The following is a 23,145-nucleotide window of genomic DNA, read 5'->3' on the forward strand; positions in this document are numbered from 1 at the left end:
AGTCACTCACAGCCAAGGACAACCTCAAGGCTGGCTACTACACTGGAGGGAGACGCGCCAATACAGGAACTGTTATGGAAAACCGCAGAAACTTCACTCGTGTTATTTTTCAACGCCCCGCCCTCGTGGTATTTAATAACCAGCACCATGGCTGTCATTTACTTGATCTTTCCTTAAATGGCGCTTTGGTAAGCCATCCTGATGACTTCAACCCACAGTTAGGTCAAAGCGTAGAGCTTATTTTCCACCTATCTGGCAGTGATGTTGATATTGATATGCTTGCTGAAGTAGCTCACATTGAGCCGCAACACATTGGCTTACATTGTGTAAAAATGGATATTGACAGTGCCACTCATTTAAAACGCCTTATTGAACTTAACGTGGGTGATGATAAGCTACTGCACAGGGAGTTAGCGCAGCTTGCTGCGCCCGAACAATAATAACGATTGCAGTGAGAGCACAATAATGATCATGGAATCCATCCAGGGCTTTGTCCCTTTTATCATGTACTTTGGTTTAGGCTACCTACTTATCCTAGCCTTTCTATTCATCTACACCCTCATCACCCCGCATTGCGAATGGACCTTGATGAAGGAAAACAATGCCGCCGCTGCCACCGCATTTAGTGGTGCGTTCATTGGCTTCACCCTTCCGGTTGCCAGTGCAGCGGTGAATTCGGTCTCGTTGCTAGACTTTGCCATCTGGGGCGTTATCGCTGGCATCATGCAATTAGTGACCTTTTTCTTAGTGCGCTTATACATGCCCAAGCTGTCTGAAAAAATTGCCCAGGGCCATATGAGCGCAGGGGCATTTTTAGGGGTTGCTTCACTGGCCACCGGTATTCTCAACGCTGCCTGTATCACCTACTAAGGAGGCGGCAATGAAACGTACTAACAAACTTAAACTGACACTTATGCTCGGTGCCAGTGCCGGACTGAGTGGCTGCACCGACCCTGAAGAACCAGCACTATTATTTACCGATGTAGATGATTGCACCGACTTTGGCGTCGAACGCGATGTATGCCAAGCACAATACCAACAGGCCTTGGCTAATCACGATATTGAAGCGCCAAAGTACGCCAATGAAAACCTCTGTGAAAATGACTTCGGGTTTGAGCGCTGTGAGCAAGAAGGCAGTATTTGGCGACCCATTATGGCAGGCTTTATGATCGCCGCCGTCGCTGAGGCGGTGGATGAAGGTTTAGACCTTATGAAGAAGAAGAAAAAACGCAAAAAATACGCGTTTTTAGGGGGGAATTACTACTCAGGTGCGAAGCCCCTTTATCGCTCACGCGATGACTTTTTCAGCTTCCGCAATGCCAACAATGATTACATTGGCTCAGTCAACAATCGCGGCACCACTATGGTGAAAAAGTCTAAGGTTAAATATGCTTCTAAGCCCAAGCGCGTTACTCGCAGCCGAGGAGGCTTTGGCCGCCGCGCTTCATCACGTAGCTTTGGCGGTTAGATGTTTCGCCACCCTATTACTGAGCGGCCGGATTTAGCCGCTCAGGCCGATTATTTCGGCTTTGATTTTTGCCGCATTGATGGTGAGAAGTACTGGGATGAAAGCGCTTATTACCAATTCACTCTAGAGCAAATTGAGAACGACTTAGAGCAACCGACCAATGAACTGGAGCAAATGTGCTTGCAGTTGGTCGACAAAGTTGTGCGTGACGAGTATTGGCTGCGCAAGTTCGCTTTGCCCGAGCAGTATTGGGACTTTATCGCCACCAGTTGGCACAACAAAGAGCCTAGCCTATATGGCCGCATGGACTTTAGTTACCACGGCAACGGCCCTGCGAAATTACTGGAGTACAACGCCGATACCCCCACCTCCATCTATGAAGCGGGTTTTTTCCAATGGCTGTGGCTGGAACAGCAAGTAGATAGAGGCAAATTGCCACGGCAAAGTGATCAATTCAATAGTATTCAAGAGGCGCTCATTGAGCGTTTTAACTTCTTCTCTAATCGCGAATTGCTGCACTTTGTCCACAGTCGCGACTCAATTGAAGATAAAGGCACCGTCAGTTATTTACAGGACTGTGCCTATCAAGCAGGTATACCCACGGCACGCATGGCCATTGAAGATATTGGCGTTGATGAGCACGGCCAGCTCACTGACCTAGAACATGCTCCTATCGCGCAACTCTTTAAACTTTACCCTTGGGAAGAGTTGCTGCATGACGACTTTGCTCCCCATGTGCTCAGCACCGGCACCCTGTTTGTCGAGCCGCCTTGGAAGGCAGTGTTATCGAATAAAGCCATATTACCGCTGCTGTGGCAAATGTTTCCCGGCCACCCGAATCTCCTAGCCGCCTACTTTAGCGGTGAAGAAGGCGATGGGCTGGAGCAAGGCTTTGTGAATAAACCCCTGTTTAGCCGCGAAGGCGAGAACATCACTTGGGTGCATCCAGACAAGGGCCGAGTGCACCAAAGCGGTAGTTACGGTAGCGAAGGCTTTATTACTCAAGCGTTAGCACCCTTACCCGTGTTTGCCGGTAATCACACCTTGATCGGCTCTTGGGTCGTCGGACACCAAAGTTGCGGCCTCACTATTCGCGAAGATGACGGCCCCATCACCAAAGATACCTCTCGGTTCGTCCCTCATACTATTTTAGGGTAATTACTCTTCACTTTATTTCATATGTCGGTACAATCGGTGCCGATTTTATGAATACCAGATTAATGAAGGACATATCTTATGTACTCTCGAAAGGGAATTTTTGCTGCGGCTGCAGCGCTTACCCTATTTGGCTGCGGCGGCAGCGACGATAAACAGCCTGACACTCCCACACCACCGGCTCCCCAAAACCAGGCCCCTATCATCGACCTTGTCACAAAAGTGGATGTAAAAGAACGTGATATGGTAGAAATTGAGGCGACGCTCTCAGACGATGGTGAAATTGCCAACATTGAGTGGCAACAAATTGCGGGCAATACGCTGCAATTAGAGACCACCAATACAGCAACCCTTAGTGTCCAAATTCCTAATATTGGACAGACGCAAACCTACACATTTAGTATCACCGTTACCGATGATGAAGGAAGCACAACCACTCAACAAGTGGATGTAAATGCACAAGCATATGCGCCATTACAGACAGAAATGATCGCTGATAATGCTTTAATGCAGTGCTTAGAAGATAACAACGTTGATACCGCTTTTACCTCAGTCTCATGTGATGGCTATACAATTAATAATATCGCTGGTCTAGAGCAGCTCTCTGAGCTTAGCGCATTAACGCTGACTAATGCTGGCTTAACAACTATCCCTGATTTGCAAGCGCTTACAGCGCTAGAAAAGGTGAACTTCAATGGCAACCCTATTAGCAATATCGCGAATCTTGTACCTTTAAACCAACTTACCTCATTATCACTCGACTCCTTAGCAGCAATAGAGCCGTCACTAAGCTCAGTTAACCTTTCAGCTGTAAAAAGCCTCACTTTAGGGTGTACATTAGGATGCTACAATGCTTCGCTAGACTTAAGTCAACTCAACAAAGAATCGATGATAGCGCTTGATGTGTCTGGAATAAGGGTAGCCAACTTGAGTGAGCTTAAGTATTTTACATCTCTTGAGGCGCTGTCTTTAAGTGCCCTAAGTTATGATACTTACGGCTTAACAAGCCTAAGCTTCCTTCAGCACATGCCTGAGCTTAAAACTCTGAAACTGAACAACCATTATATTACCGATGTATCGGCGTTGTTCCATACGCCCAAGTTAACTACTCTAAGGCTAGAAGGTAAGGCTATAGATAGCTTTAGCGCTCTCTCTCACCTAACCGAGTTACAGTCATTGCATATTGAAAGCAACTACGGGCAGCAACTAGCCTCAGATGATATCGAAACAATCGCTGCACTAAATAACCTTACATCATTAACGATTAGCGGCTATCGCTTTGATGGCGCACGCTCGTTCAAGCAGCTAACCGCGTTGGAAGAGCTTGCCCTGATTAAAACAAACACATCCTCGATTGGCTTTATTCGTGAGTTCTCGAACCTAAAGACGCTGACGTTGGATAGTAACGGTGACCTTAATGATATTAGTGCTATTGAGGGCTTGAACTTAACCACGCTTACATTGCATAATTTATACGGCCTAAGTTACTTCGACTATATTGAGTCACTAACACACTTGCGTAAGCTCAATATAAGTGGGAATTCGTCAATGTCATTTGACTTAGTAATTCTAAAGGAATTAAGCAACCTTGAAGAGCTCAGTTTATCTGATATTGGTTTAGAAAATACAGGTGCTTTGAACCAATTAGTTAGCTTGCAAAGCTTACAACTAAGTAGAACAGGCCTTGAGGTTATACCTCCACTTTATAATTTAGAGCAATTGCAGAGCTTCACAGTTCAAGATAACTATGAGCTAGCAGATGTTACTGCACTCGATGGCTTGGTAAACCTAGAAAACTTAGTTATTTATAATAGCAAGTATATAAACGACGTATCATTTTTAACTTCTCTTACCAAGTTGAAAACACTGCACCTTACTCGACTTCCACAGTTAGTTTATTTTCTTGATGCTGTAAGTGAATTAAGTGCATTAGAAAAACTAAACTTAAGCGAGAGTGAAAACCTCAAGTGCTCTGAGTTAGAAATCTTAGAACAGCAATACAATATAAACAGTATAGAGCGCTCTAGCTCATGTCTTGAAAAAGAAGTAAACATGGATGCTTTTTCAGATCCCGGGTTATATCAATGTATTGCCAACCACAAACAGAATTACCCGAATTTGCTTGATAGCAATAAATTTATTGGCTTAAATTGTCATGGTAACTATGAAGTGCAAAGCTTAGATGGTTTAGAGCAATTTGAAAATCTAAGACATCTTAATGCAAGTACTTTCGCCCGCTCTTTAAGCGGTTTAGACAAGCTTACCAAACTTACCCAGCTAACACATGTTGACTTTTCAGATTCAAATAACGCACTGCCTTTGGCGCAGGTATTTAACGCACTGCCAAACTCTGTTGTTGGAATAGATATTGGTAATTCAAGTATTGCTGATTTCAATGCACTTAAGCATATAAAGGAAAATGTAGAATCCTTAGATGTTAGCAGAACTAACCTCAGCACAGTTGAACCTTTAATGGGTCTAGTGCACCTAGATAACCTTGATTTATATTTTAATGATATATCATGCTCAGACATGGAATCACTTAAAGCTGCATTGCCAGACACATATATTGGCTATTTTGATTGTCAGCAATAATTGAAAATAATAGGGCTATTCACCAGCATCGAATAGCCCTATTGCTCAGTCATTAGTAAGCGCCACATAGACTTTCAAGCAAATCGTTACTCTGTTTTTTAGCTCCTCTCCAGACGATTTAAAGCGCAGCAAATCACTCATTTATCAGCATAGCCGACCTTCGCTTTCACGTACTAATCGAGATAACTGCGAAAATCGCATTCCTAAAACGCCGTCCTCGTTCGTTAATAGATTTACAAAGCCAAAAACCATTGGTTTTGCTCATAATAACAACGAAGGGGCCAAAATGAACCAGCACACACTTCAGTATAAAAAACACCTTATTGCGCTTGCTATAAGCAGTGTACTTTTCAGTAGCCAAGCGTTCGCCGCTACAGAATCACAACAACAATCCGATAAAAAGCAGTTGCTCGACCTTGAGCGCATAGTGCTCACAGGGAGCGGCGGGCGTGGGCAAACTAAGCTTGAATCATCGGTATCTATCACCACCTTGGGCGCCGAAGATCTCGCCCGCGAAGCACCGCTGGGCACGGCAGACTTACTGGAAACCGTTCCCGGGTTTTGGGTTGAGGACTCCGGCGGTGAAACCAACAATAACGTTGCTCCACGGGGTCTTCGCGGCGGCGAAGTTGATTACGGTGAACCTATTCGTCTCACGCTTAGTGAGGTAGGTTTGCGATACCAAACAGCCCACTCACACTTCAGTGGCGCGTTATTTACTATTCATTTTGATCCACTGCCATTCACCGTGTATCGCGGTGCAACGAGCCCGCAGCACGCCATTTTAATCAATACGCAAACAACCGGGGTCGAATTTGAATATGAATACCGCTACAACGCGAGCTGGCAGTTAAAAGTGATTGGGGTGTAGCAGGATGCAGGCTTTTACGGCATTCCTGCATCTTTGCCGCAAAGCCAATTTAACGGCAATCAAATTACCCGAACGCCAGAGTTACAACTGCGACTAACCCCTCAGTATAGTCAAGGGCCTATCACCGCTGCACTGACCTTTTCGTACATTGGCGAGCGCTATTCTGATGTCGCCAACCGTTTTGCTCTGCCTGCTTATCATACTTGGGATCTGTTTTCAGAAGTCGCTCTGAATGAGCACCTAAAGGTGCAATTAGAGATTAAAAACCTAACCAACACGCTAGGCCTTACCGAGGGCAACCCCCGCGATGATTTAAGCCATCAAGAAGCACTATTTTACGCCAGACCCATTTTTGGCCGCACAATCACACTGTCGATGAGTTATGAGTTCTGAATTTCAAGAAATACTGTGGTTATACTTTTTTTAATATCATTGGTATAATCTAATTGTAAAGGTGTTGCCATGTGGACAATAATGGATAATATTAAAGCCCTTTAGGGTTTAATGAAAACAAGGATGTATTTAGAATGGAAGTCTTGAACTTTAGGCGTAGAGAGCAAGAAGCGCTAAAATCACGTTTAGCATTGACTCTGAACGAAAAAAAGCTTTTCAGTGAGATCGACAAAATACCTGAGCTTTCTGGAGCCGGTGTCAAATATATAGATAGTAATTTAACAACGGTAGAGCTTCGGCCTTTCAAACCCATTTGTCGTATAGATCCCGTTTACATTGTGTTACGCGAGCCACTCAAAGGAATGAGACCTGTTGAGTTTACATCGTATTTAAGACAAAACCAGAGCAACCCTCGTGAGAGTAAGCTTGTAGGCGAGCTTTCAGGTGCGGCTCTCAGTTGCGGTGCGGCAGTAATAGGTTGGTTTGTTGTTTTATTTTCAGGAGCTTCGATTCCCTTAACAGGCGGGACAAGCTCCGCTGTAACTTACCTTTCTACCACTGCGGCTCTTGCTAGTAGCGCTCAATGCGGAATTGGCCTTTATCGGAGTTACAACGAGGCTTTCGATAATGGTAAACGTAACGACGAATTAGACTCCAAAGAATGGTTTCAAACCGTTATCAATGCTTTAGATATCGTTTCATTAGCTGGAGCTGGGGCTTCTGCAGCAATAACGGTTAAGGCAGTAAAGGTAATGAAAGTAAATACAGGGAAGAGCTATGGACAAATTCTCAAGGGGTTATCTAGGCATGAAAGAAAAAGAATAACGGAAGAACTTATTCGCCTTAATCAACCCGGAATAAGCCGTAGAATGTTAAAGCAATATGTAAGATCTGGAAAGTACCCAAAAAGGTATAGTTCTAGTTCACTGCAAAGAGCCTACGCAAATCAACTAACAGAGGCGGTTGGAGCGAGTTTATCTTTCTCTGGAAGCGCACTTTCAGGTGTGATTAATGGCGTTGCCGTTGGAGTTTGGGAAAAAGTTAGTGATGCAAGATTCTGATTTTATATTTCCATTACCTCCTTGGCCAGCAACAGCTACATTTTTCTTTGGAGCTTTAATGTCCCCTATCGCTACTGCTATGCAAGTATCTCTACTACAGGGAGTTTTGCACACAGGCTTAGTGATACTGTTAGGCTGTGTAACGTTCATAACTTCTTTTGTTATAAATTTTAAACTGGCTCACGGCTGCTACAAAACTTTATTAGTCTCTGCTATCTTTTGGGCATTTCAAGGAATCATTTTTCTAGGTTGCACTGCGTATATATTAATAGTTGGATCAGAGTTTGGAAAATTAATAATAACTTCTTTTCTTACGCTGTTTAGCCTCTTGCTTATGTATTTAAGTTTGACTTGGCCATATAAAGTTTTCGTTCACTACAGAAAGGAGCATTTAAAGCTAATGGTTAAAATAGCCAAAGGGAGAAGCTCTAAATAAACCTTTGATACTTATTTCTAAAAAACAAAAAAGCGAGCTAATAAGCTCGCTTTTTGGCCATTATAGAAGAACACTCGTTTAGATAATTTGGTTCTCTTTCCAGGCTTGCTCTTTGGCCATACGTTTTTTACGTTTATCACACGGGTCGTCACAGTCACAGGCTTTGTCGATGCCGACAGAGCCAAGACCTCCGCAACTACTGGCCATGGCTTTACGTTGTACAATAACGCCAACGGCCATCGCCGCGACGACTAAGACGAGTAGGCCAAATGTAAGAAGAAATAGTTGCATTGTCTGTGCCCCTTTAAGTTGACAAGTTAAGGCGCAAAACGCCTTACCCGCTATTATACGCCGAGCAAAAACTAACTACAAATATGGCTTAAAAGCTGTGCTTGCATGGGTTTGCAAACCACTGTCAGTCTTGCTTATCAAGTACACCGGTAAATTATGCTGCTCAGCATAGGCTTTGGCCTGCTCTGTGCCCATAACGGTCAGTGCCGTTGCTAGGCCATCAGCAGTCATGGCGCTGGGGTGCAATACCGTTACCGAAACCAAATCATGTTTAATTGGCATGCCCGTTTGCGGGTCAATTAAATGGGTATAGGTTTCGCCATCCATTTCATAAAAAATACGATAATCTCCTGAAGTGGCAACGCCCATACTACCTGGCTCAACTACACGGTGAATTTTGCGCTGCCCCGGCGGTGCATCGGGCTGCTCGATAGCAATGCGCCACGGCTTGTTATCGGGCTTGTGCCCTGAGATACGCATTTCACCACCAATCTCTACCATGTAATTGCTGAGTCCATGGCTTTGCAATAATTCAGCAACCTTATCAATACCATAGCCTTTTGCAGTAGCGGAAAAACTCAGCTCTAAGCCATCCACGGTTTTAGCTAAGCCTTGCTCGCTCAAGACCAGTTTATCTACGCCAATATTCGCCAGCATGGCATCGAGCTCAGCTTGCTCTGGGCGCTGTGTGGGTCGCTTATCGGGGCCGAATCCCCAAAGATCAATAAGCGGTCCCATGGTTACATCCAGCGCCTTGGTTGATTGTCCAAGGCGAATAGATTCGCTCACCACAGCGCGAAAATCGCTGCTGATGGGCATCACGTCACCTGCAGACAAGCGATTAAATTGATTAATCTCGGAGTCTTCAATGTACGTCGACATCGACTGATTCACTTTTTTAAGCTCCTCAGTGACATCAGCGTATAAATTAAGTTGAGGTAACTGTTGCTGTGGCACAAACACCTTAATATTAAAAGTGGTACCCATGGTTTTCCCTTGCAACAACACCTCTTGTTGGTCAGATTCTGGGGCGTTATCACACCCCGATAAGGCAAATAAGGAAAGGATGAATAACAAGCCAAATACGGCTTTTACGCTGCGTAACATTGCTAGCCTCAAGTTGGTGAACAGTAAACGAAAAAAGGCTTCCTAACTGGGTTAGGAAGCCTTTTATAAATCAATGACGAATGCGTGACATTCGTTTAGCCGCCGAAGTCATCCAATAGGATATTTTCATCTTCAACACCTAAGTCTTTTAGCATGTTGATTACGGCTGCGTTCATCATCGGTGGCCCACACATGTAGTACTCACAGTCTTCAGGCGCTTCGTGGTCCTTAAGATAGTTATCGTACAATACGTTGTGGATAAAGCCAGTATAGCCTTCCCAGTTGTCCTCTGGCTGAGGATCAGAAAGCGCTACGTGCCACACGAAGTTATCATTTTCTTCAGCTAGACCGTCAAAGTCTTCAACGTAGAACATCTCACGCTTAGAGCGTGCACCGTACCAGAAGCTCATCTTACGATCTGAGTTCAAACGCTTCAGCTGGTCGAAGATGTGTGAACGCATCGGTGCCATACCTGCACCACCACCGACAAAGACCATCTCTGCGTCAGTTTCTTTAGCGAAGAATTCACCAAATGGACCAGAAATTGTCACCTTATCGCCTTCTTTAAGCGACCAAATGTACGATGACATCTTACCGCAAGGTAGGCTTAGGTTGTTTGGCGGCGGCGTAGCAATACGCACGTTCAACATGATGATGCCAAACTCTTCTGGGTAGTTCGCCATTGAGTAAGCACGAATAGTTTCTTCGTCTACTTTTGACTCCAGGTCAAAGAAGCCGAAACGCTCCCAATCAGGACGATACTCTTCAGGAATATCAAAGTCCTTGTATTTAACGTGGTGAGCAGGTGCTTCAATTTGAATGTAACCACCGGCGCGGAAAGGTACAACCTCACCGTCTGGGATCTTAAGCTTAAGCTCTTTGATGAAGGTTGCTTTGTTATCGTTAGAGATAACTTCACAATCCCACTTCTTGATCCCGAAGATAGACTCTTCTAGCTCAATCTCCATGTCGCTTTTAACAGCAACCTGACACGCAAGACGACAGCCCTGACGTGCTTCACCTTTAGAGATGTGGTCAAGTTCGGTCGGCAGGATATCACCACCGCCCTCTTTAACATCAACACGACACTGGCCACATGAGCCACCGCCACCACATGCAGAAGATACGAAAATACCTGCATCTGCTAGGGCACCCAGTAGCTTGCTACCTGGTGATGTTGTAATTGCTTTGTCAGGATCACCATTGATCCCGATGGTGACGTCACCTGTGGGTACTAGCTTTGATTTGGCCGCAATGATGACCAAAACCAGCATAACCACGATAGCGACGAATACACCTACGCCTAAATATACCTCAAGCATGATTTCTCCTCGCTACCTTATAGTGAAATACCAGAGAATGACATAAAGCCCAGACCCATTAGGCCTACTGTGATAAAGGTGATACCTAAACCACGCAAACCATCAGGAACGTCTGAGTACTTCATCTTCTCGCGAATACCCGCTAGCAACGTGATTGCCAGCGCCCAACCTACACCTGAGCCCAGGCCAAAGACCACTGACTCACCGAAGTTGTAATTACGCTCTACCATGAACGATACCGCACCGAAAATCGCACAGTTTACCGTAATCAATGGTAGGAAGATGCCCAACGCGTTATAAAGCGGTGGGAAGAACTTATCCAATGCCATTTCTAGGATTTGTACTAGGGCAGCAATAACACCGATGAACGTCAAAAAGCGCAAGAAGCTTAAATCAGCGTCAGGGAAACCCAACCACTCCAGTGCGCCTGGCGCTAATACCGCGTGATAAACCAAGTTATTCACAGGTACGGCAATACCCAGTACGAAGATAACCGCTACACCTAGACCAATTGAGGTTTTTACTTTCTTTGATACCGCAAGGAAAGTACACATCCCCAAGAAGAAGGCAAGCGCCAGGTTTTCAATGAAAACCGCTTTAACAAATAAGTTAAGATATTGTTCCACGACTCGCCCCTTATTTCGCTTCTACTTGGTCTTTCTTATAAGTGCGTAGCACCCAAATGAATAGACCGATGATGAAGAATGCACTAGGCGGCAGGATCAATAGACCCATAGGCTGATACCAGCCACCGTCTTGTACTAATGGGATGATTTCTACGTCGAACAGCGACCCTTTACCGAATAGCTCACGAATGAAACCAACAGTCAGTAGTACTACTGAGTAGCCTAAGCCATTACCAATACCGTCTAGGAAAGACATAAACGGCGGTGACTTCATCGCGTACGCTTCAGCACGACCCATTACGATACAGTTGGTGATAATCAAACCAACGAATACCGACAGTTCTTTCGCTGTTGCATACGAGAAGGCTTGCAGTACCTGGTCCACCACGATTACCAACGAGGCAATGATGGTCATCTGTACGATGATCCGCACACTTGATGGGATCTGGTTACGAATCATAGAGATAAACAAGCTTGAGAAGCCCGTTACTAGGGTCAATGCAATTGACATGATCAATGCATTTTTCAAGCTTGATGTTACTGCTAGCGCCGAACAAATACCGAGTACTTGCAGAGCGATAGGGTTATTTGCGAAGACTGGTCCAAATAGAACCGACTTCATTTCTTTAGTATCAGCCATTATTTCAACGCTCCTTCACGTACTTTCGCAAGGAAAGGACCAAAGCCGTTTTCACCTGTCCAATAATCAACCGTGTTATCAACACCGTTTGAGGTCAGGGTTGCGCCAGAGAGACCGTCTACTTCGTGCTCGTTGTCAGCACCGCTTTTCACTAAGTCTACCGGCAGCTCTTTGCCTTGCCACTGAGCCGTCCAAGCTGGGTTTTGGATTTCACCACCTAGACCTGGGGTTTCGTTGTGCTTGTAGAAGATGATGTTTTTAACAGTTTCGCCATCACTTTCAAGAGCTAAGAAGCCATACATAACACCCCAAAGGCCATAACCTTGGATTGGTAAAATGATTGACTTCACTGAACCGTCGTCGGCACGGTTAATGTAAACCGGTGCTTCCGTAGTACGACGTTGAATGCCCGCTTTGTCTTGCTCTTTCGGCAACTTAATGCTCATATCGGCGTCAAACTTACTCTTTTCGAAGTCGTAAGATTTGATCCACTCGCTGCGAGCTTGCTCAGAGTCAAACTCAACTTGTTGGCCGTTATTAACATCAACAACGATGGTTTCAATGTTTTCGTCATACGTAGCTTGCACGTCTTTGACATCATTAAATCCAGCGGCTGAAAGAATATTGCTTTGAATATCCTTTAATTTATTTTCTTGCTGCAGCGGGCGCAATTGCACCGATGCGAACGATACGATAACCGCACACACCAAACATAGCGAAACAACTACACCGAGCGTTTTACCGATTGATTCGTTATTACTGGACACGTGCCAATCTCCTCTTGATGTTTGACTGCGCTACGAAGTGGTCGAATAGCGGTGCAAATAGGTTTGCAAACAAGATAGCGAGCATCATGCCTTCAGGGTATGCCGGGTTAACCACGCGGATCATCACCACCATAAAACCAATCAGTGCACCATAGGCCCACTTACCTCTATCGGTAAATGACGCTGATACCGGGTCGGTTGCCATAAAGAACATACCAAACGCAAAGCCACCAAGGACTAAGTGCCAGTGCCAAGGCATTGCAAACGCGGTGTTGGTGTCTGAACCGATAAAGTTAAGCAGCGTTGCAGTGACTACCATACCCAAGAAGGTACCTAGCACGATACGCCAAGAAGCAATACGCACATAGATTAGGAACAAACCTCCTAATAAGATTGCTAGGGTTGATGTTTCACCCATAGAACCTTGAATGAAACCGTAAAACGCATTCCACCATAGCTCCATGTTGGCATAATCAAGCACACCTGTTGCCGCTTGGCCTAGGTAAGTCGCGCCAGAGAAACCATCAACGGCTGTCCACACTGTGTCACCTGAAATCTGCGCCGGATAGGCGAAGAACAGGAACGCACGGCCAGCAAGCGCAGGGTTCAAGAAGTTACGACCTGTACCACCGAATACCTCTTTGGCGATAACCACACCGAAGGTAATACCTAGGGCAACTTGCCAAAGGGGAATGGTTGCAGGCAGGATCAATGCAAATAACACAGAGGTAACGAAGAAACCTTCGTTTACTTCGTGCTTACGTATTGACGCGAATAGCACTTCCCAGAAGCCACCGACACCAAAGGTAACGGCATAAATTGGCAGGAAGAAACAGGCACCGTAGAACATTTTCGCGCCCCAGCCTGAATCAGCAGTGAGCTCACCGCCTAACAGTTGGAACAATCCTACTTGCCAAGAATCACCCAATGCAAAACCGTTTGCTAACGCTTCTGCCGCTTGGTGGCCAATGTTAAACATGCCAAAGAACATGGCAGGGAACGTTGCCATCCACACTAAAATCATAATACGTTTTAGGTCGATGTTATCGCGAACGTGAGTGCCGCCTTTGTTGACATAGCCAGGGGTATAAAAAATAGTCGCAACTGCTTCATACAGTGCGTACCACTTTTCGTGCTTACCACCCGCTTCAAAATGCGGTTCGATATCTTCTAAAAATTTCTTCAAGCCCATTTTAGCCTTCCTTCTCGATTGTTGTCAGGCAGTCACGAAGGATAGAACCGTATTCGTATTTACCTGGACAAACGAAGGTACACAACGCTAAATCTTCTTCGTCTAGCTCCAACGCGCCGAGTGAAATTGCCCCATCTAGGTCACGCGAGATTAAATCGCGCAGTAATAAGGTAGGCAAAATATCAAGCGGCATCACGCGCTCATAGTTACCGATTGGTACCATCGCACGTTTTGAACCACCGGTTGATGTGGTCATGTTGAACAAACGGCTTGGCGCTAAGTGGCCTAAGAAGGTACGCGTTACAGAGAACTTGTTGCTGCCTGGAGCAATCCAGCCAAACAACTCTTTCTCACGACCCTCTAGCAGCACCGACACTTGCGTGTGATAACGGCCAAGGAACGCATGTGGACCCGTTGCATTGGTACCAGAAAGTACTGAGCCTGAAATGATACGGTTGTCACCGTCTTCCAGTTCACCAGACACTAACTCATCCAAAGCAGCACCGATCTGTGTTTTCACCAAACGTGGGTTCTTAACACGTGGGCCGGCTAAAGAAATCACACGCGGAGTGTAAATTTCACCACTTAGGAAAAGATGACCGTAAGCGATCACATCTTGGTAGCCCAAGTGCCATACCTGCTTCGATGCAGACACTGCATCTAGGTGATGAATGTGAGTACCAACAAGACCTGCAGGGTGCTTACCGCCAAACTCATGAACTTCTACAGAAGCCACAGAAGAGCTAGGCACTTGAGCACCGGCTTGTTTACACACAAACACTTTGCCTTCTGTAAGACGAGAGACAACCGCTAAACCAGCTTCAAATGCTTCCGCATTCTCAGCAATAATTACAGCTGGATCAGCTGCAAGCGGATTAGTGTCCATCGCTGTTACAAAGATAGAACTAGGTTTGGCATCAACAGCGGGTACTTTGCTGAATGGGCGGGTGCGAAGCGCAGTCCATTGACCTGAGTTAACTAACTGGTCAACCACCTTTTGGCGGTCAAGGTTAGCGAGCTCACCCTGGTCGAACTTTGCAAAGGTTTCCTGCTCGTTGCCATCGATTTCGATCACAACAGATTGCAGCACACGTTTTGCACCACGATTGATTTCTTTAACTACCCCGGCGGCCGGTGCAGTGTAGATAACGCCAGGATTCTTTTTGTCTTCAAAAAGAACTTGGCCTTTTTTCACTTGGTCATCCACACGAACTCGCATGGTAGGACGCATGCCGATATATTCTTCACCTAGCACGGCTACTCGTTTGACGGGTTGACCGTCGTGAATAACTTGCTGAGGTGCGCCCTCTATCGGTAGATCCAGACCTTTTTTTATGTTGATCATACGCACTTGCATTACATTAACGGAAAGAAACTTAAAATCTTACCAACCACGCTGCTAAGTTGGCCGAGTTGAGTGATGGCCGCGTAAAAGGCGGTTCGCTTATTGCTCGGTGCGCACTTACGCACTTGTGCAAGCAAAAGTCGTCCACACGATTAATACAAACGGTATAAAAGAGCACCCATTTCGGTTAGTGAGCAAAGCAACGCAGTGAACTTGTCACATATCTGCCGAATTTTAACATCAATCACGGCGACTATGCGAGTTAAAAAGTAAAAATTATCTAAGCAATCCGAGCTAAAATTAGTGAATAAACTTCAATATAGACCAAAGTCTTAATTTCACAGCCTGAGATTGTAAAAACACAAAAAAGCCAGTCTATTGACTGGCTTTCTATGTAAAACAGGGATACTTAAACGAGATTATTGATTTCAACCTCAGGGTTAACATCACTTTCGTAGTCAACACCGTCTAGATCAAAACCGAACAGGTGTAAAAACTCTCGGTGATAACCAACATAATCGGTTAGCTCATCAATACTGTCGGTATCCACCTGATCCCAAATATGCTGCACTCGTTGCTGCACATCGTCTTCAAGCTCTTTGTAGTTCTGGAATAAATGACCGCCTTCGTCAAAGCGCGGCGTTTCGCCGTACAAGTTCTCTATAAACAACGCGGTAATTTGCTCGATAGTCCCCTCATAGGTGCCATCTTCTTTCATCACTTTGAACAGCGCAGAGATATACAAAGGCATAATCGGTATTGCCGAGCTGGCTTGCGTGACCACAGCATTAAGAGAGCTCACATAAGCCTCACCGGAAATATCAGCGGTAGATGCTTTGATTTCCTCAACGGCACGGTCCAAGTCTTCTTTGGCTTTGCCTATTGTGGCGTGACCGTAAATCGGCCAGGTCAGCTCTTTACCGATGTAGGTGTAAGCGGTGGTTTTAAAGTTATCGGCAAGCACGCCCGCTTCGTTTAAAGCATCAATCCACAGCTGCCAATCTTCACCACCCATGACTTTCACGGTATTGGCAATTTCTTCATCACTGGCAGCCTCAACGCTCACCTCATCAATAATACGCTTTGAAGTATTGAGGTTTTTGGTGGTCACGCCTTCACCGATCGGCTTGAGTGTCGAAGAGAAGGTTTCACCGGTTTTTGGATCGGTACGACGGGGCGAAGCAAGGGAATAGATAACTAAATCAATTTTGCCTAATTCATTTTTAATAACATCAATCGTCTTTTCTTTGATTTCATCAGAAAAGGCATCACCATTGATATTTTTTGCCCACAAGCCTGCTTCATCGGCTGCATTTTGAAAAGCAGCGGTGTTGTACCATCCCGCAGAACCTGTTTTCTTTTCTGTACCTGGCTTTTCGAAAAACACGCCCAATGTTTTGGCGCCATGACCAAAGGCTGAAACAATACGTGAGGCCAAGCCATAGCCGGTTGACGAGCCAATGACCAGGACGTTTTTAGGACCCTGCCCTAAATCACCTTGGCGTTTTACGTAATCTATTTGTTGTTGTACGTGCGCTGCACAGCCCGCAGGATGAGCGTTAGTGCAGATAAAACCACGAATTTTAGGCTTAATGACCATGATAAAATTCCATATCGTTGCCGAAAAATTTAGCGCTAGTGTAACGACTAAAGCCCATTACACAGGTCTGATGACTTTACTTAATCGAATTTGGAGCCACCTAAACAATTAGGAGACTGCGGAGCTTGCCCCTGTCGCTCACTGAACTCTTCAGGAGTGTAAGCATGAATCGCAAGGGCATGAATGTGTTCGCGCAACTCATCGGCCAACACCCCATTAATCGCGCGGTGGCGCTGTAATAAGCGTTGGCCGCTGAATTGCTCACTGACCACAGTGACTTTGAAATGAGAATCTTCACCTCGGGCGTGCATATGGCTTTCGTTTTCCACATGTAAATGCTTGCACGCAATGGCGGCAGCGAGTTTTTGCTCTATCTGAGTTTGCATAGACATAAATTACTGACTCGTCAGCGTAAACTGGAGCATTACTATAACAAAGAAGCGTCAATGTGGCGAAACGTTAAGTTAATGCGTCCTTGGGTCACTTTACGCTGCTTCGGTAGACTGTGCTCGAAGTGTTGCTGGCTCTGGCCTTTCATGATCAGCAAACTACCGTGACGCAAAGGCACATCTGTCACCACCCGCGAGTGCTTATGGCGTAACTTGAACTTACGCAGCGCTCCTAAGGATAACGATGCAATGGTCGGCTGCGCTCCAAGCTCAGGTTCATCGTCAGCATGCCACCCCATACTATCGAGACCGTTGCGATAATAATTAACCAGTACCGCATTAAATTTGCACCCTAGCTGATTATTAAGGCGCTCCCGCATGCGCGCCAATGGCTCAGGCCAGGGCATGGGCGAAAACACTTGCTTTGAGTATTCATACGCGCTGTCTGGGTCGCCGATATAGGCCTGTAAACGAGGTATAGGATGCCATTTACCGAAAACGTGTATGCTTGGCTGTTGCCAAGCCAAATTATCACGCAAATAATGATAGAGCTGGGTGGCCTTATCAGCACTCAGCGCCTGCAGCTGATAGTGAAACATGTCTGCTGGTAGCTCATCGGGCAACAGGTTGCCGGTATCAGTGTTAAACACCTTCGAATTCCCATCCATCGTGGTAAACTAGCGCTACTATCCGTTACACATTGACCGTTATGATAACATCCGCCCTACTCGGTGGCACCCACTACACCCTACACCGCTTTCCTCTGGAGCAAAAAAACCGTAGCCTACAGGCGTGGGATGCCGCCGACGAATACTTAATTGATTATGTCAAAGAACATCATCCCAGTGCAAAAAAGCTGCTTATATTAAATGACGACTTTGGTGCCCTCGCCTGCGCTTTGCATCAATTTGATATTAGTGCGCTCAGTGACTCGTACGTGGCCCACCAAGCTTGGCATTATAACCTGGCGCAAAATGCCTTAGATGAAAGTAATTTCACTGCACTTAGCAGCATGGATAAACTGGACGACTATGATTTAGTCATCGGCAGAATTCCTAAAAACAGTGGCTACCTGCAACATCAACTGGCCCAGTTATCACAGACATTAAGCCCAAACACGCCGGTGATCTTAGGGGGCAAAACTAAAGCTGTTCATACCTCAACAATAAATCTCGTATCGCGCTACATAGGCCCAGCAAGCACCACCTTGGCGGTGAAAAAAGCGCGGCTTATCACCGCCTCTATGCATAATAAAGCGCAACAAAGCCCTTTTCCTAAGAGTTGGCCACTTGAGGACACTCCTTACACCCTGCATAATCACGCTAATGTATTTTCTCGCGATTCATTGGATATTGGCGCTCGCTTTTTCAGCAACTACCTACCGCAGTCCAAAAAAGCACTGCGCATTGTAGATTTGGGTTGTGGCAATGGCGTCATTGGTCTGCTTACTTTGGCTCAATGCCCACAAGCACAACTCACTTTCGTTGATGAATCATGCATGGCAGTTGCCTCAGCACGACTTAATGTTGAACAAAACCATGAACATGATTTACACCGTTGCCAATTTGTGCAGTCAGATTGTTTAACAGGGTTTGCCGCTGCCAGCCAAGACCTGATCTTATGTAACCCGCCGTTTCATCAACAAAACGCGATTACCGACCATATTGCTTGGCAAATGTTTAATGACGCGAAAAAAGTATTGCGCCCCGGCGGCGAGCTTCGTATCGTAGGCAACCGACATTTACAATACCATGAGAAACTTAACCGTTTATTCGGTGGTCATAAGCTGCTGGGTTCGAATAAAAAGTTCGTCGTGTTAAGTGCAAAAAATAGGTAGGATCATGAGCAACACAGTTATTCGTCTTTTTCTCTTGAGCGCCGCACTGGTTACTGTGAGCGGGTGTGCTAACCGCGCAGCCGAGGCTATTCTTGACCCACAATACCAAGGCGGTCAATATCATCAATTTAATCAAACAGTATCACTGCAAGTGAATGACCAGCGTGCCAATAAAGCCACTGTGATAGTAAGCGATGGCGAGCATTCACAACAGCAGCTCACTCAAGGGCTTAATAGCAAACTCACACGGGTGTTTGAGCAAGGTTTACAACGCAATGGGGCTCAGGTCAGCGCCATGGGAGCCACCCATATCCGTATTGCTATTCATGATTTACACGCTCATGTTGAACAAAACACCGTCGATCATAACAGTACTGCGAAGATTGCCCTACAGGTGTTCGTGCAGCGTAATGGTAGTCAATTCAATAAAATGTATAATGGCCAAAGCCAGTTCAGCGGTCCATTTGGTTATGATCAAGCCAAAGTAGAAGCGCAGCTTAATAAACAGATTGAGCAACTGGTAATTCGTATAATGAACGACCCTGAACTGAACAATTACATGCAAAAGGGAGCATCATGAACACTCGTTTTCTTGGCACACTTACCGCCGTATTCCTTACTCTCTTTATCAGCCTGCCCACACTCGCGGCTGTACAAGGTCAATTTGTGCAAAAGGACAACCTCTTCCCACGAGTAGAATTCGCCACCAGTGAAGGAAAGATTGTTGTTGAGCTAGACCGCTCACGAGCACCAATTACGGTCAATAATTTCCTGACATACGTACAAGACGGCAGTTATAAAGGGTCGGTGTTTCATCGGGTTGAACGCGACGAAGAAAACGATCGCGACTTTGTCATCCAAGGGGGTGGCTACGACAAGAATTATGACGGCCTGCATGAGAATGACCCTATTTTTAATGAAAGCGGCAGCGGCCTGGAAAACGATATGTATACCATTGCCATGGCTTACCAAGACCGCAAGCCGCATTCTGCAACGCGTCAGTTTTTCTTCAATATGGATAATAATGACCACCTCAATCCCGGCAGTGATTGGGGTTTTGCGGTGTTTGGCTCCGTTGTAGAGGGGTTTGAAACTTTAGATAAAATCATGCGTGTCGAGACCGACTACCAAGAGAAAATAGGCTATTCCTACGTTCCTAAACAACCGGTTATCATTTTCAATATTAAAGTACTTGAAGCGCAACCTTATTAGTTTTCAGCTATGGGCGGTCGTCATCGCCCATATCCTCCCAAAATCTCAAGTAAGCCGTCATCATGAGCCATAACCCCGTATCACTTCAGACTTTTATCAATTACTTTCGTGATCGCCGCTTACTCACTATTTTTATTTTTGGCATCAGCAGCGGCTTTCCTTGGGTGTTGATCGGCTCTGTGATGAGTGCGTGGCTTAAAGATGAGGGCTTAAGCCGCAGTATGATTGGCTTATTTGGCATGGTATTTGGTGCCTACTCTATTAACTTCCTGTGGTCACCTTTGGTTGATCGGGTCAAAATTCCTTATGTGACGGCCTGGCTTGGGCAACGCCGAAGCTGGTTGCTTTGCTGTCAGTGCGTGATATTGCTGGGCACGCTGGCTATGGCTTTTGTTGATATAGGCGCACAGCTGTATCTAGTGGCGCTGCTTGCCCTGGTAATTGCCACTGCTTCTGCCACTCAAGATATTGCAATTGATGCTTATCGTATTGATATTTTGGATGAAAATGAAAGTGAAAAGATGTCGGCGGCGGCGGCAATGGCAACCTGTGGTTGGTGGACAGGTTATGCTCTACTCGGTGCCATGCCTTTTTTCGCCGCTGATATCCCCGGCATTGAATGGCCAGATGTCTACCTCGCATTGGCGCTGATAGTCGCCGCTCTCATTGCCTATGTATTTGTTGCTAACGAACCACTGTCAAACCGTGAGCATATTCATGAACAGTTGGAACATCAGTATCAGCAAAAGTTACAACAACATTCTAACGCTCTTCCGTTAGTATTGAAAAAAACCTTGGCTTGGTTAGGGGTCACCATCATCGAGCCGCTACGCAGCTTTTTTGCTAAAAATGGCGTGAAAACCGCTATTGCTCTGCTAGCGTTTATTTTCTTATTCAAAATTGGTGAGGCATTTTTAGCGCGAATGTCCATCGTTTTCTACAAAGAAGTGGGCTTTAGCAATTCCGATATTGCCACCTTTTCGAAACTCGGTACGGCGGTACTAACGATTATTTTCGCGTTCCTAGGGAGTTTATTCAATGCCCGCTTTGGTATTGTAAAAGGGCTATTTATCAGTGGCATAGCAATGGCCGCATCGAATTTAATGTTTTCTTGGATAGCCGTTGCTGGCCCTAAGCTGCATTTATATGCGTTAGCCATCATTTTAGACGGTTTTACTCAAGCTTGGTCACTGGTTGCTATGGTTGCGTTTATTTCCATGCTGTGCGATCGCGCTTTCAGCGCTACGCACTACGCGCTGCTGGCTTCATTGGGCAACCTGGGGCGCACTTTGCTCTCTGGATACAGTGGTGTGGTGGTTGATGATTGGCTTCACGGCGACTGGTCCACGTTCTTTATACTGACTGCACTTATGGTGCTGCCATCACTACTATTTTTATATCTAATCAGAAAACGGTTATACCAGCTTGAACAACAGTATCATGCACGTTCAGCGAGGGTTAAAGAATAATTGGTAAGATATAGAGAGAAGAACCTAGAGCCCTTCCTGGGCTCTGGTTTATCGGTATTACGCTTGTTCTTGAAGTAGTGATAGACCTTCATAAGGGTCAACTTCAAGGGCGTCGCAATAACGCATGAACTCAATAACATCTAAACGACGTTCTTGGTTTTCTATTTTACCGATAAAAGAGTGCGGCGTGCCCAAAACTTGAGCCAAGCTGCGCATAGTGTGGCCTTTTTCATGGCGTTTGTCTTTTAACCACTTTGTTAGTCTTCCGTTTTCTTCGGAAGAAACGGTTTTACCCATCATAATTACATCTCCTACTAGATGAATTGCTATTCATATCACGGTTGATAAATAGGATTGAATGAAATTTGCCCGTCTCATTCACGCGGTATTAAACCACATGTCCTATTTTAGGTATAGTTTATATACAAAAATTTACCTAATTCCGGCGCGAGAATTTTCACTGCAATTTTCGCAATGAATCACGCACCTGAGTTTAACAAGATATTAATTAATTTCACTCATAAAATCGATAGTTTATTTTTACCTTTAGCGTTAGGTACTTATAAGCTAATATGAAGGAAAACAGGGAATTTAGGGGAAAAAATGCTCAGATTGCTCTTTATCTTGCCAATTCTTTTGTGTTTATTGTGGTGGCTTTTTCTCCATTACAACCGAATACCGCTAAAACAAGGTCGTAAAGGGTTTGTGTATATTGTTGCTTTCTCCACCTTAGTTTTAGGTTTCTTCACCTTGATGCTATTTGTTACCAATACTCCACTAGAATAACGTTCAACCACAAAAAATGCCGCGAATGCGGCATTTTTTTCAATTTCTGATTCAACCTAATGCTTACACGCTAAAGCTAGCACCACAGCCACAGGTTGTAGTGGCATTCGGGTTATTCACAAAAAAGCGTGACCCTTCAAGCCCTTCGGTATAATCGACTTCACCGTCAACTAGGTATTGAATACTCATTGGGTCGACCACTAAGGTGACACCATTTTTTTCTATCTGCATGTCGCCTGGATTGGCCTGCTCCGCAAACGTGAAGCCATACTGAAAGCCTGAACAGCCGCCACCAGTGACATAAACGCGCAGCATCAAGGAAGGATTCTCTTCCTCTTCAATAAGCTGCTTTACACGCGCAGCAGCGGCATCACTGAATTTAATTGGTAATTGCTCGGACATACTATTTCTCTCACTGCTCATTTACTGCGAATTATCTAATACCCGACTAAGTTAATCAAGTATTGCCGCGCGAAAGCATCATAACATGACTTAAGTGCGACACCAGTGCAGCCTGCAACCATTGCTCTGACAAAGTGTGACGTTAAACAAGGATTTATATATAAACCTTTGGTAGACTTAA

General features: G+C 45.4%; 27 protein-coding genes. 14 read left to right on the top strand and 13 right to left on the bottom strand.

Annotation, left to right across the window (positions count from 1 at the left end; genetic code table 11):
* Window positions 1-74 precede the first annotated feature (74 nt).
* The 9 genes from MHM93_RS12840 to MHM93_RS12880 all read left to right on the top strand — a co-directional run bounded on the left by MHM93_RS12840 (window position 75) and on the right by MHM93_RS12880 (window position 7,979).
* Complete coding sequence (locus MHM93_RS12840) at window positions 75-440, top strand: PilZ domain-containing protein (RefSeq protein ID WP_022945793.1); 366 nt, start codon at window positions 75-77, stop codon at window positions 438-440.
* A 25-nt stretch (window positions 441-465) separates the two neighbouring features.
* Window positions 466-870, top strand: a complete 405-nt coding sequence (locus MHM93_RS12845; protein WP_022945794.1) for a DUF350 domain-containing protein — start codon at window positions 466-468, stop codon at window positions 868-870.
* Between the two features lie 10 nt (window positions 871-880).
* Window positions 881-1,468, top strand: coding sequence for a DUF1190 domain-containing protein (locus tag MHM93_RS12850; RefSeq protein WP_022945795.1), 588 nt, complete (start codon window positions 881-883; stop codon window positions 1,466-1,468).
* Complete coding sequence (locus tag MHM93_RS12855) at window positions 1,469-2,626, top strand: glutathionylspermidine synthase family protein (protein WP_239449369.1); 1,158 nt, start codon at window positions 1,469-1,471, stop codon at window positions 2,624-2,626.
* A 78-nt stretch (window positions 2,627-2,704) separates the two neighbouring features.
* On the top strand, window positions 2,705-5,218 hold the full coding sequence (locus tag MHM93_RS12860; RefSeq protein WP_239449370.1) for a hypothetical protein: 2,514 nt from the start codon (window positions 2,705-2,707) through the stop codon (window positions 5,216-5,218).
* A gap of 286 nt (window positions 5,219-5,504) precedes the next feature.
* The gene (locus tag MHM93_RS12865; protein WP_239449371.1) at window positions 5,505-6,089 is read left to right on the top strand and encodes a Plug domain-containing protein; all 585 of its coding nucleotides are present in this window, start codon (window positions 5,505-5,507) and stop codon (window positions 6,087-6,089) included.
* 33 nt (window positions 6,090-6,122) lie between these two features.
* A complete protein-coding gene (locus MHM93_RS12870; protein ID WP_239449372.1) occupies window positions 6,123-6,482 on the top strand; it encodes a TonB-dependent receptor in 360 nt (119 codons plus the stop codon).
* Window positions 6,483-6,616: 134 nt separating this feature from the next.
* Window positions 6,617-7,543: a hypothetical protein gene (locus MHM93_RS12875; protein ID WP_239449373.1), complete on the top strand. Its 927-nt coding sequence runs from the start codon at window positions 6,617-6,619 to the stop codon at window positions 7,541-7,543.
* A complete protein-coding gene (locus MHM93_RS12880) occupies window positions 7,530-7,979 on the top strand; it encodes a hypothetical protein (protein ID WP_239449374.1) in 450 nt (149 codons plus the stop codon). Before MHM93_RS12875 ends, MHM93_RS12880 begins: the two co-directional genes overlap by 14 nt.
* A 78-nt stretch (window positions 7,980-8,057) precedes the next feature.
* Here MHM93_RS12880 and nqrM read toward each other — a convergent pair whose 3' ends face one another.
* The 11 genes from nqrM to MHM93_RS12935 form a co-directional block, all read right to left on the bottom strand.
* Window positions 8,058-8,270, bottom strand: coding sequence for a (Na+)-NQR maturation NqrM (nqrM, locus tag MHM93_RS12885; protein WP_022944566.1), 213 nt, complete (start codon window positions 8,268-8,270; stop codon window positions 8,058-8,060).
* Between the two features lie 75 nt (window positions 8,271-8,345).
* Window positions 8,346-9,377, bottom strand: a complete 1,032-nt coding sequence (locus MHM93_RS12890) for an FAD:protein FMN transferase (protein ID WP_239449375.1) — start codon at window positions 9,375-9,377, stop codon at window positions 8,346-8,348.
* A gap of 95 nt (window positions 9,378-9,472) precedes the next feature.
* Window positions 9,473-10,699 (bottom strand): NADH:ubiquinone reductase (Na(+)-transporting) subunit F, encoded by a 1,227-nt coding sequence (gene nqrF / locus MHM93_RS12895; RefSeq protein WP_138548023.1) that lies wholly within the window; start codon window positions 10,697-10,699, stop codon window positions 9,473-9,475.
* A 17-nt stretch (window positions 10,700-10,716) separates the two neighbouring features.
* Window positions 10,717-11,325 (bottom strand): NADH:ubiquinone reductase (Na(+)-transporting) subunit E, encoded by a 609-nt coding sequence (nqrE, locus tag MHM93_RS12900; RefSeq protein ID WP_022944569.1) that lies wholly within the window; start codon window positions 11,323-11,325, stop codon window positions 10,717-10,719.
* Between the two features lie 10 nt (window positions 11,326-11,335).
* Window positions 11,336-11,965 (bottom strand): NADH:ubiquinone reductase (Na(+)-transporting) subunit D, encoded by a 630-nt coding sequence (locus MHM93_RS12905; RefSeq protein WP_022944570.1) that lies wholly within the window; start codon window positions 11,963-11,965, stop codon window positions 11,336-11,338.
* On the bottom strand, window positions 11,965-12,732 hold the full coding sequence (locus MHM93_RS12910) for a Na(+)-translocating NADH-quinone reductase subunit C (protein ID WP_022944571.1): 768 nt from the start codon (window positions 12,730-12,732) through the stop codon (window positions 11,965-11,967). The genes MHM93_RS12905 and MHM93_RS12910 overlap by 1 nt, the downstream gene beginning before the upstream one ends.
* Window positions 12,722-13,924, bottom strand: a complete 1,203-nt coding sequence (locus MHM93_RS12915; protein ID WP_239449376.1) for an NADH:ubiquinone reductase (Na(+)-transporting) subunit B — start codon at window positions 13,922-13,924, stop codon at window positions 12,722-12,724. Before MHM93_RS12915 ends, MHM93_RS12910 begins: the two co-directional genes overlap by 11 nt.
* 1 nt (window position 13,925) lies before the next feature.
* Window positions 13,926-15,269, bottom strand: coding sequence for a Na(+)-translocating NADH-quinone reductase subunit A (locus tag MHM93_RS12920; RefSeq protein WP_045980538.1), 1,344 nt, complete (start codon window positions 15,267-15,269; stop codon window positions 13,926-13,928).
* Window positions 15,270-15,678: 409 nt separating this feature from the next.
* Window positions 15,679-16,869: an enoyl-ACP reductase FabV gene (fabV, locus tag MHM93_RS12925; RefSeq protein ID WP_239449377.1), complete on the bottom strand. Its 1,191-nt coding sequence runs from the start codon at window positions 16,867-16,869 to the stop codon at window positions 15,679-15,681.
* A gap of 80 nt (window positions 16,870-16,949) precedes the next feature.
* Window positions 16,950-17,261, bottom strand: a complete 312-nt coding sequence (locus tag MHM93_RS12930; RefSeq protein WP_239449378.1) for a BolA/IbaG family iron-sulfur metabolism protein — start codon at window positions 17,259-17,261, stop codon at window positions 16,950-16,952.
* A 35-nt stretch (window positions 17,262-17,296) separates the two neighbouring features.
* The gene (locus tag MHM93_RS12935) at window positions 17,297-17,908 is read right to left on the bottom strand and encodes an alpha-ketoglutarate-dependent dioxygenase AlkB (protein WP_235419385.1); all 612 of its coding nucleotides are present in this window, start codon (window positions 17,906-17,908) and stop codon (window positions 17,297-17,299) included.
* A gap of 59 nt (window positions 17,909-17,967) precedes the next feature.
* Between MHM93_RS12935 and MHM93_RS12940 the strand changes: the two genes are divergently transcribed.
* The 4 genes from MHM93_RS12940 (at window position 17,968) to MHM93_RS12955 (ending at window position 21,776) form a co-directional block, all read left to right on the top strand.
* Window positions 17,968-19,095 (top strand): methyltransferase, encoded by a 1,128-nt coding sequence (locus MHM93_RS12940; RefSeq protein ID WP_239449379.1) that lies wholly within the window; start codon window positions 17,968-17,970, stop codon window positions 19,093-19,095.
* Window positions 19,096-19,099: 4 nt separating this feature from the next.
* Window positions 19,100-19,675 (top strand): YajG family lipoprotein, encoded by a 576-nt coding sequence (locus MHM93_RS12945; protein WP_022944578.1) that lies wholly within the window; start codon window positions 19,100-19,102, stop codon window positions 19,673-19,675.
* Window positions 19,672-20,307 carry a peptidylprolyl isomerase gene (locus tag MHM93_RS12950; protein WP_239449380.1) on the top strand — a complete coding sequence of 212 codons (636 nt, stop codon included), beginning with the start codon at window positions 19,672-19,674 and terminating at the stop codon, window positions 20,305-20,307. Before MHM93_RS12945 ends, MHM93_RS12950 begins: the two co-directional genes overlap by 4 nt.
* 62 nt (window positions 20,308-20,369) lie before the next feature.
* Window positions 20,370-21,776 (top strand): MFS transporter, encoded by a 1,407-nt coding sequence (locus MHM93_RS12955; protein ID WP_239449381.1) that lies wholly within the window; start codon window positions 20,370-20,372, stop codon window positions 21,774-21,776.
* Window positions 21,777-21,833: 57 nt separating this feature from the next.
* On the opposite strand, the gene MHM93_RS12960 is transcribed toward MHM93_RS12955, so the two are convergent.
* Entirely contained in the window at window positions 21,834-22,076 is a 243-nt protein-coding gene (locus MHM93_RS12960) for a helix-turn-helix transcriptional regulator (protein ID WP_022944581.1), read from the bottom strand.
* A 303-nt stretch (window positions 22,077-22,379) separates the two neighbouring features.
* On the opposite strand from MHM93_RS12960, the gene MHM93_RS12965 reads away from it, so the two are divergent.
* Window positions 22,380-22,562: a hypothetical protein gene (locus tag MHM93_RS12965; protein ID WP_081604397.1), complete on the top strand. Its 183-nt coding sequence runs from the start codon at window positions 22,380-22,382 to the stop codon at window positions 22,560-22,562.
* Between the two features lie 63 nt (window positions 22,563-22,625).
* Here MHM93_RS12965 and erpA read toward each other — a convergent pair whose 3' ends face one another.
* Window positions 22,626-22,964, bottom strand: a complete 339-nt coding sequence (gene erpA, locus MHM93_RS12970) for an iron-sulfur cluster insertion protein ErpA (protein ID WP_022944582.1) — start codon at window positions 22,962-22,964, stop codon at window positions 22,626-22,628.
* Window positions 22,965-23,145 lie beyond the last annotated feature (181 nt).

The sequence above is a fragment of the Pseudoalteromonas sp. MM17-2 genome (assembly GCF_022347945.1).
Taxonomy (GTDB): domain Bacteria; phylum Pseudomonadota; class Gammaproteobacteria; order Enterobacterales; family Alteromonadaceae; genus Pseudoalteromonas; species Pseudoalteromonas ruthenica.

What these genes read in the sequence shown, in the direction of transcription:
- MHM93_RS12920 (WP_045980538.1), bottom strand. Translation starts at nt 15,269, where the DNA reads ATGATCAACATAAAAAAAGGTCTGGATCTACCGATAGAGGGCGCACCT.
- MHM93_RS12850 (WP_022945795.1), top strand. Translation starts at nt 881, where the DNA reads ATGAAACGTACTAACAAACTTAAACTGACACTTATGCTCGGTGCCAGT.
- MHM93_RS12905 (WP_022944570.1), bottom strand. Translation starts at nt 11,965, where the DNA reads ATGGCTGATACTAAAGAAATGAAGTCGGTTCTATTTGGACCAGTCTTC.
- MHM93_RS12845 (WP_022945794.1), top strand. Translation starts at nt 466, where the DNA reads ATGATCATGGAATCCATCCAGGGCTTTGTCCCTTTTATCATGTACTTT.
- MHM93_RS12965 (WP_081604397.1), top strand. Translation starts at nt 22,380, where the DNA reads ATGCTCAGATTGCTCTTTATCTTGCCAATTCTTTTGTGTTTATTGTGG.
- MHM93_RS12890 (WP_239449375.1), bottom strand. Translation starts at nt 9,377, where the DNA reads ATGTTACGCAGCGTAAAAGCCGTATTTGGCTTGTTATTCATCCTTTCC.
- MHM93_RS12875 (WP_239449373.1), top strand. Translation starts at nt 6,617, where the DNA reads ATGGAAGTCTTGAACTTTAGGCGTAGAGAGCAAGAAGCGCTAAAATCA.
- nqrM (WP_022944566.1), bottom strand. Translation starts at nt 8,270, where the DNA reads ATGCAACTATTTCTTCTTACATTTGGCCTACTCGTCTTAGTCGTCGCG.
- MHM93_RS12865 (WP_239449371.1), top strand. Translation starts at nt 5,505, where the DNA reads ATGAACCAGCACACACTTCAGTATAAAAAACACCTTATTGCGCTTGCT.
- MHM93_RS12840 (WP_022945793.1), top strand. Translation starts at nt 75, where the DNA reads ATGGAAAACCGCAGAAACTTCACTCGTGTTATTTTTCAACGCCCCGCC.
- MHM93_RS12930 (WP_239449378.1), bottom strand. Translation starts at nt 17,261, where the DNA reads ATGTCTATGCAAACTCAGATAGAGCAAAAACTCGCTGCCGCCATTGCG.
- MHM93_RS12915 (WP_239449376.1), bottom strand. Translation starts at nt 13,924, where the DNA reads ATGGGCTTGAAGAAATTTTTAGAAGATATCGAACCGCATTTTGAAGCG.
- nqrF (WP_138548023.1), bottom strand. Translation starts at nt 10,699, where the DNA reads ATGCTTGAGGTATATTTAGGCGTAGGTGTATTCGTCGCTATCGTGGTT.
- fabV (WP_239449377.1), bottom strand. Translation starts at nt 16,869, where the DNA reads ATGGTCATTAAGCCTAAAATTCGTGGTTTTATCTGCACTAACGCTCAT.
- MHM93_RS12880 (WP_239449374.1), top strand. Translation starts at nt 7,530, where the DNA reads ATGCAAGATTCTGATTTTATATTTCCATTACCTCCTTGGCCAGCAACA.
- MHM93_RS12855 (WP_239449369.1), top strand. Translation starts at nt 1,469, where the DNA reads ATGTTTCGCCACCCTATTACTGAGCGGCCGGATTTAGCCGCTCAGGCC.
- MHM93_RS12860 (WP_239449370.1), top strand. Translation starts at nt 2,705, where the DNA reads ATGTACTCTCGAAAGGGAATTTTTGCTGCGGCTGCAGCGCTTACCCTA.
- MHM93_RS12940 (WP_239449379.1), top strand. Translation starts at nt 17,968, where the DNA reads ATGATAACATCCGCCCTACTCGGTGGCACCCACTACACCCTACACCGC.
- MHM93_RS12950 (WP_239449380.1), top strand. Translation starts at nt 19,672, where the DNA reads ATGAACACTCGTTTTCTTGGCACACTTACCGCCGTATTCCTTACTCTC.
- MHM93_RS12945 (WP_022944578.1), top strand. Translation starts at nt 19,100, where the DNA reads ATGAGCAACACAGTTATTCGTCTTTTTCTCTTGAGCGCCGCACTGGTT.
- erpA (WP_022944582.1), bottom strand. Translation starts at nt 22,964, where the DNA reads ATGTCCGAGCAATTACCAATTAAATTCAGTGATGCCGCTGCTGCGCGT.
- MHM93_RS12960 (WP_022944581.1), bottom strand. Translation starts at nt 22,076, where the DNA reads ATGATGGGTAAAACCGTTTCTTCCGAAGAAAACGGAAGACTAACAAAG.
- MHM93_RS12955 (WP_239449381.1), top strand. Translation starts at nt 20,370, where the DNA reads ATGAGCCATAACCCCGTATCACTTCAGACTTTTATCAATTACTTTCGT.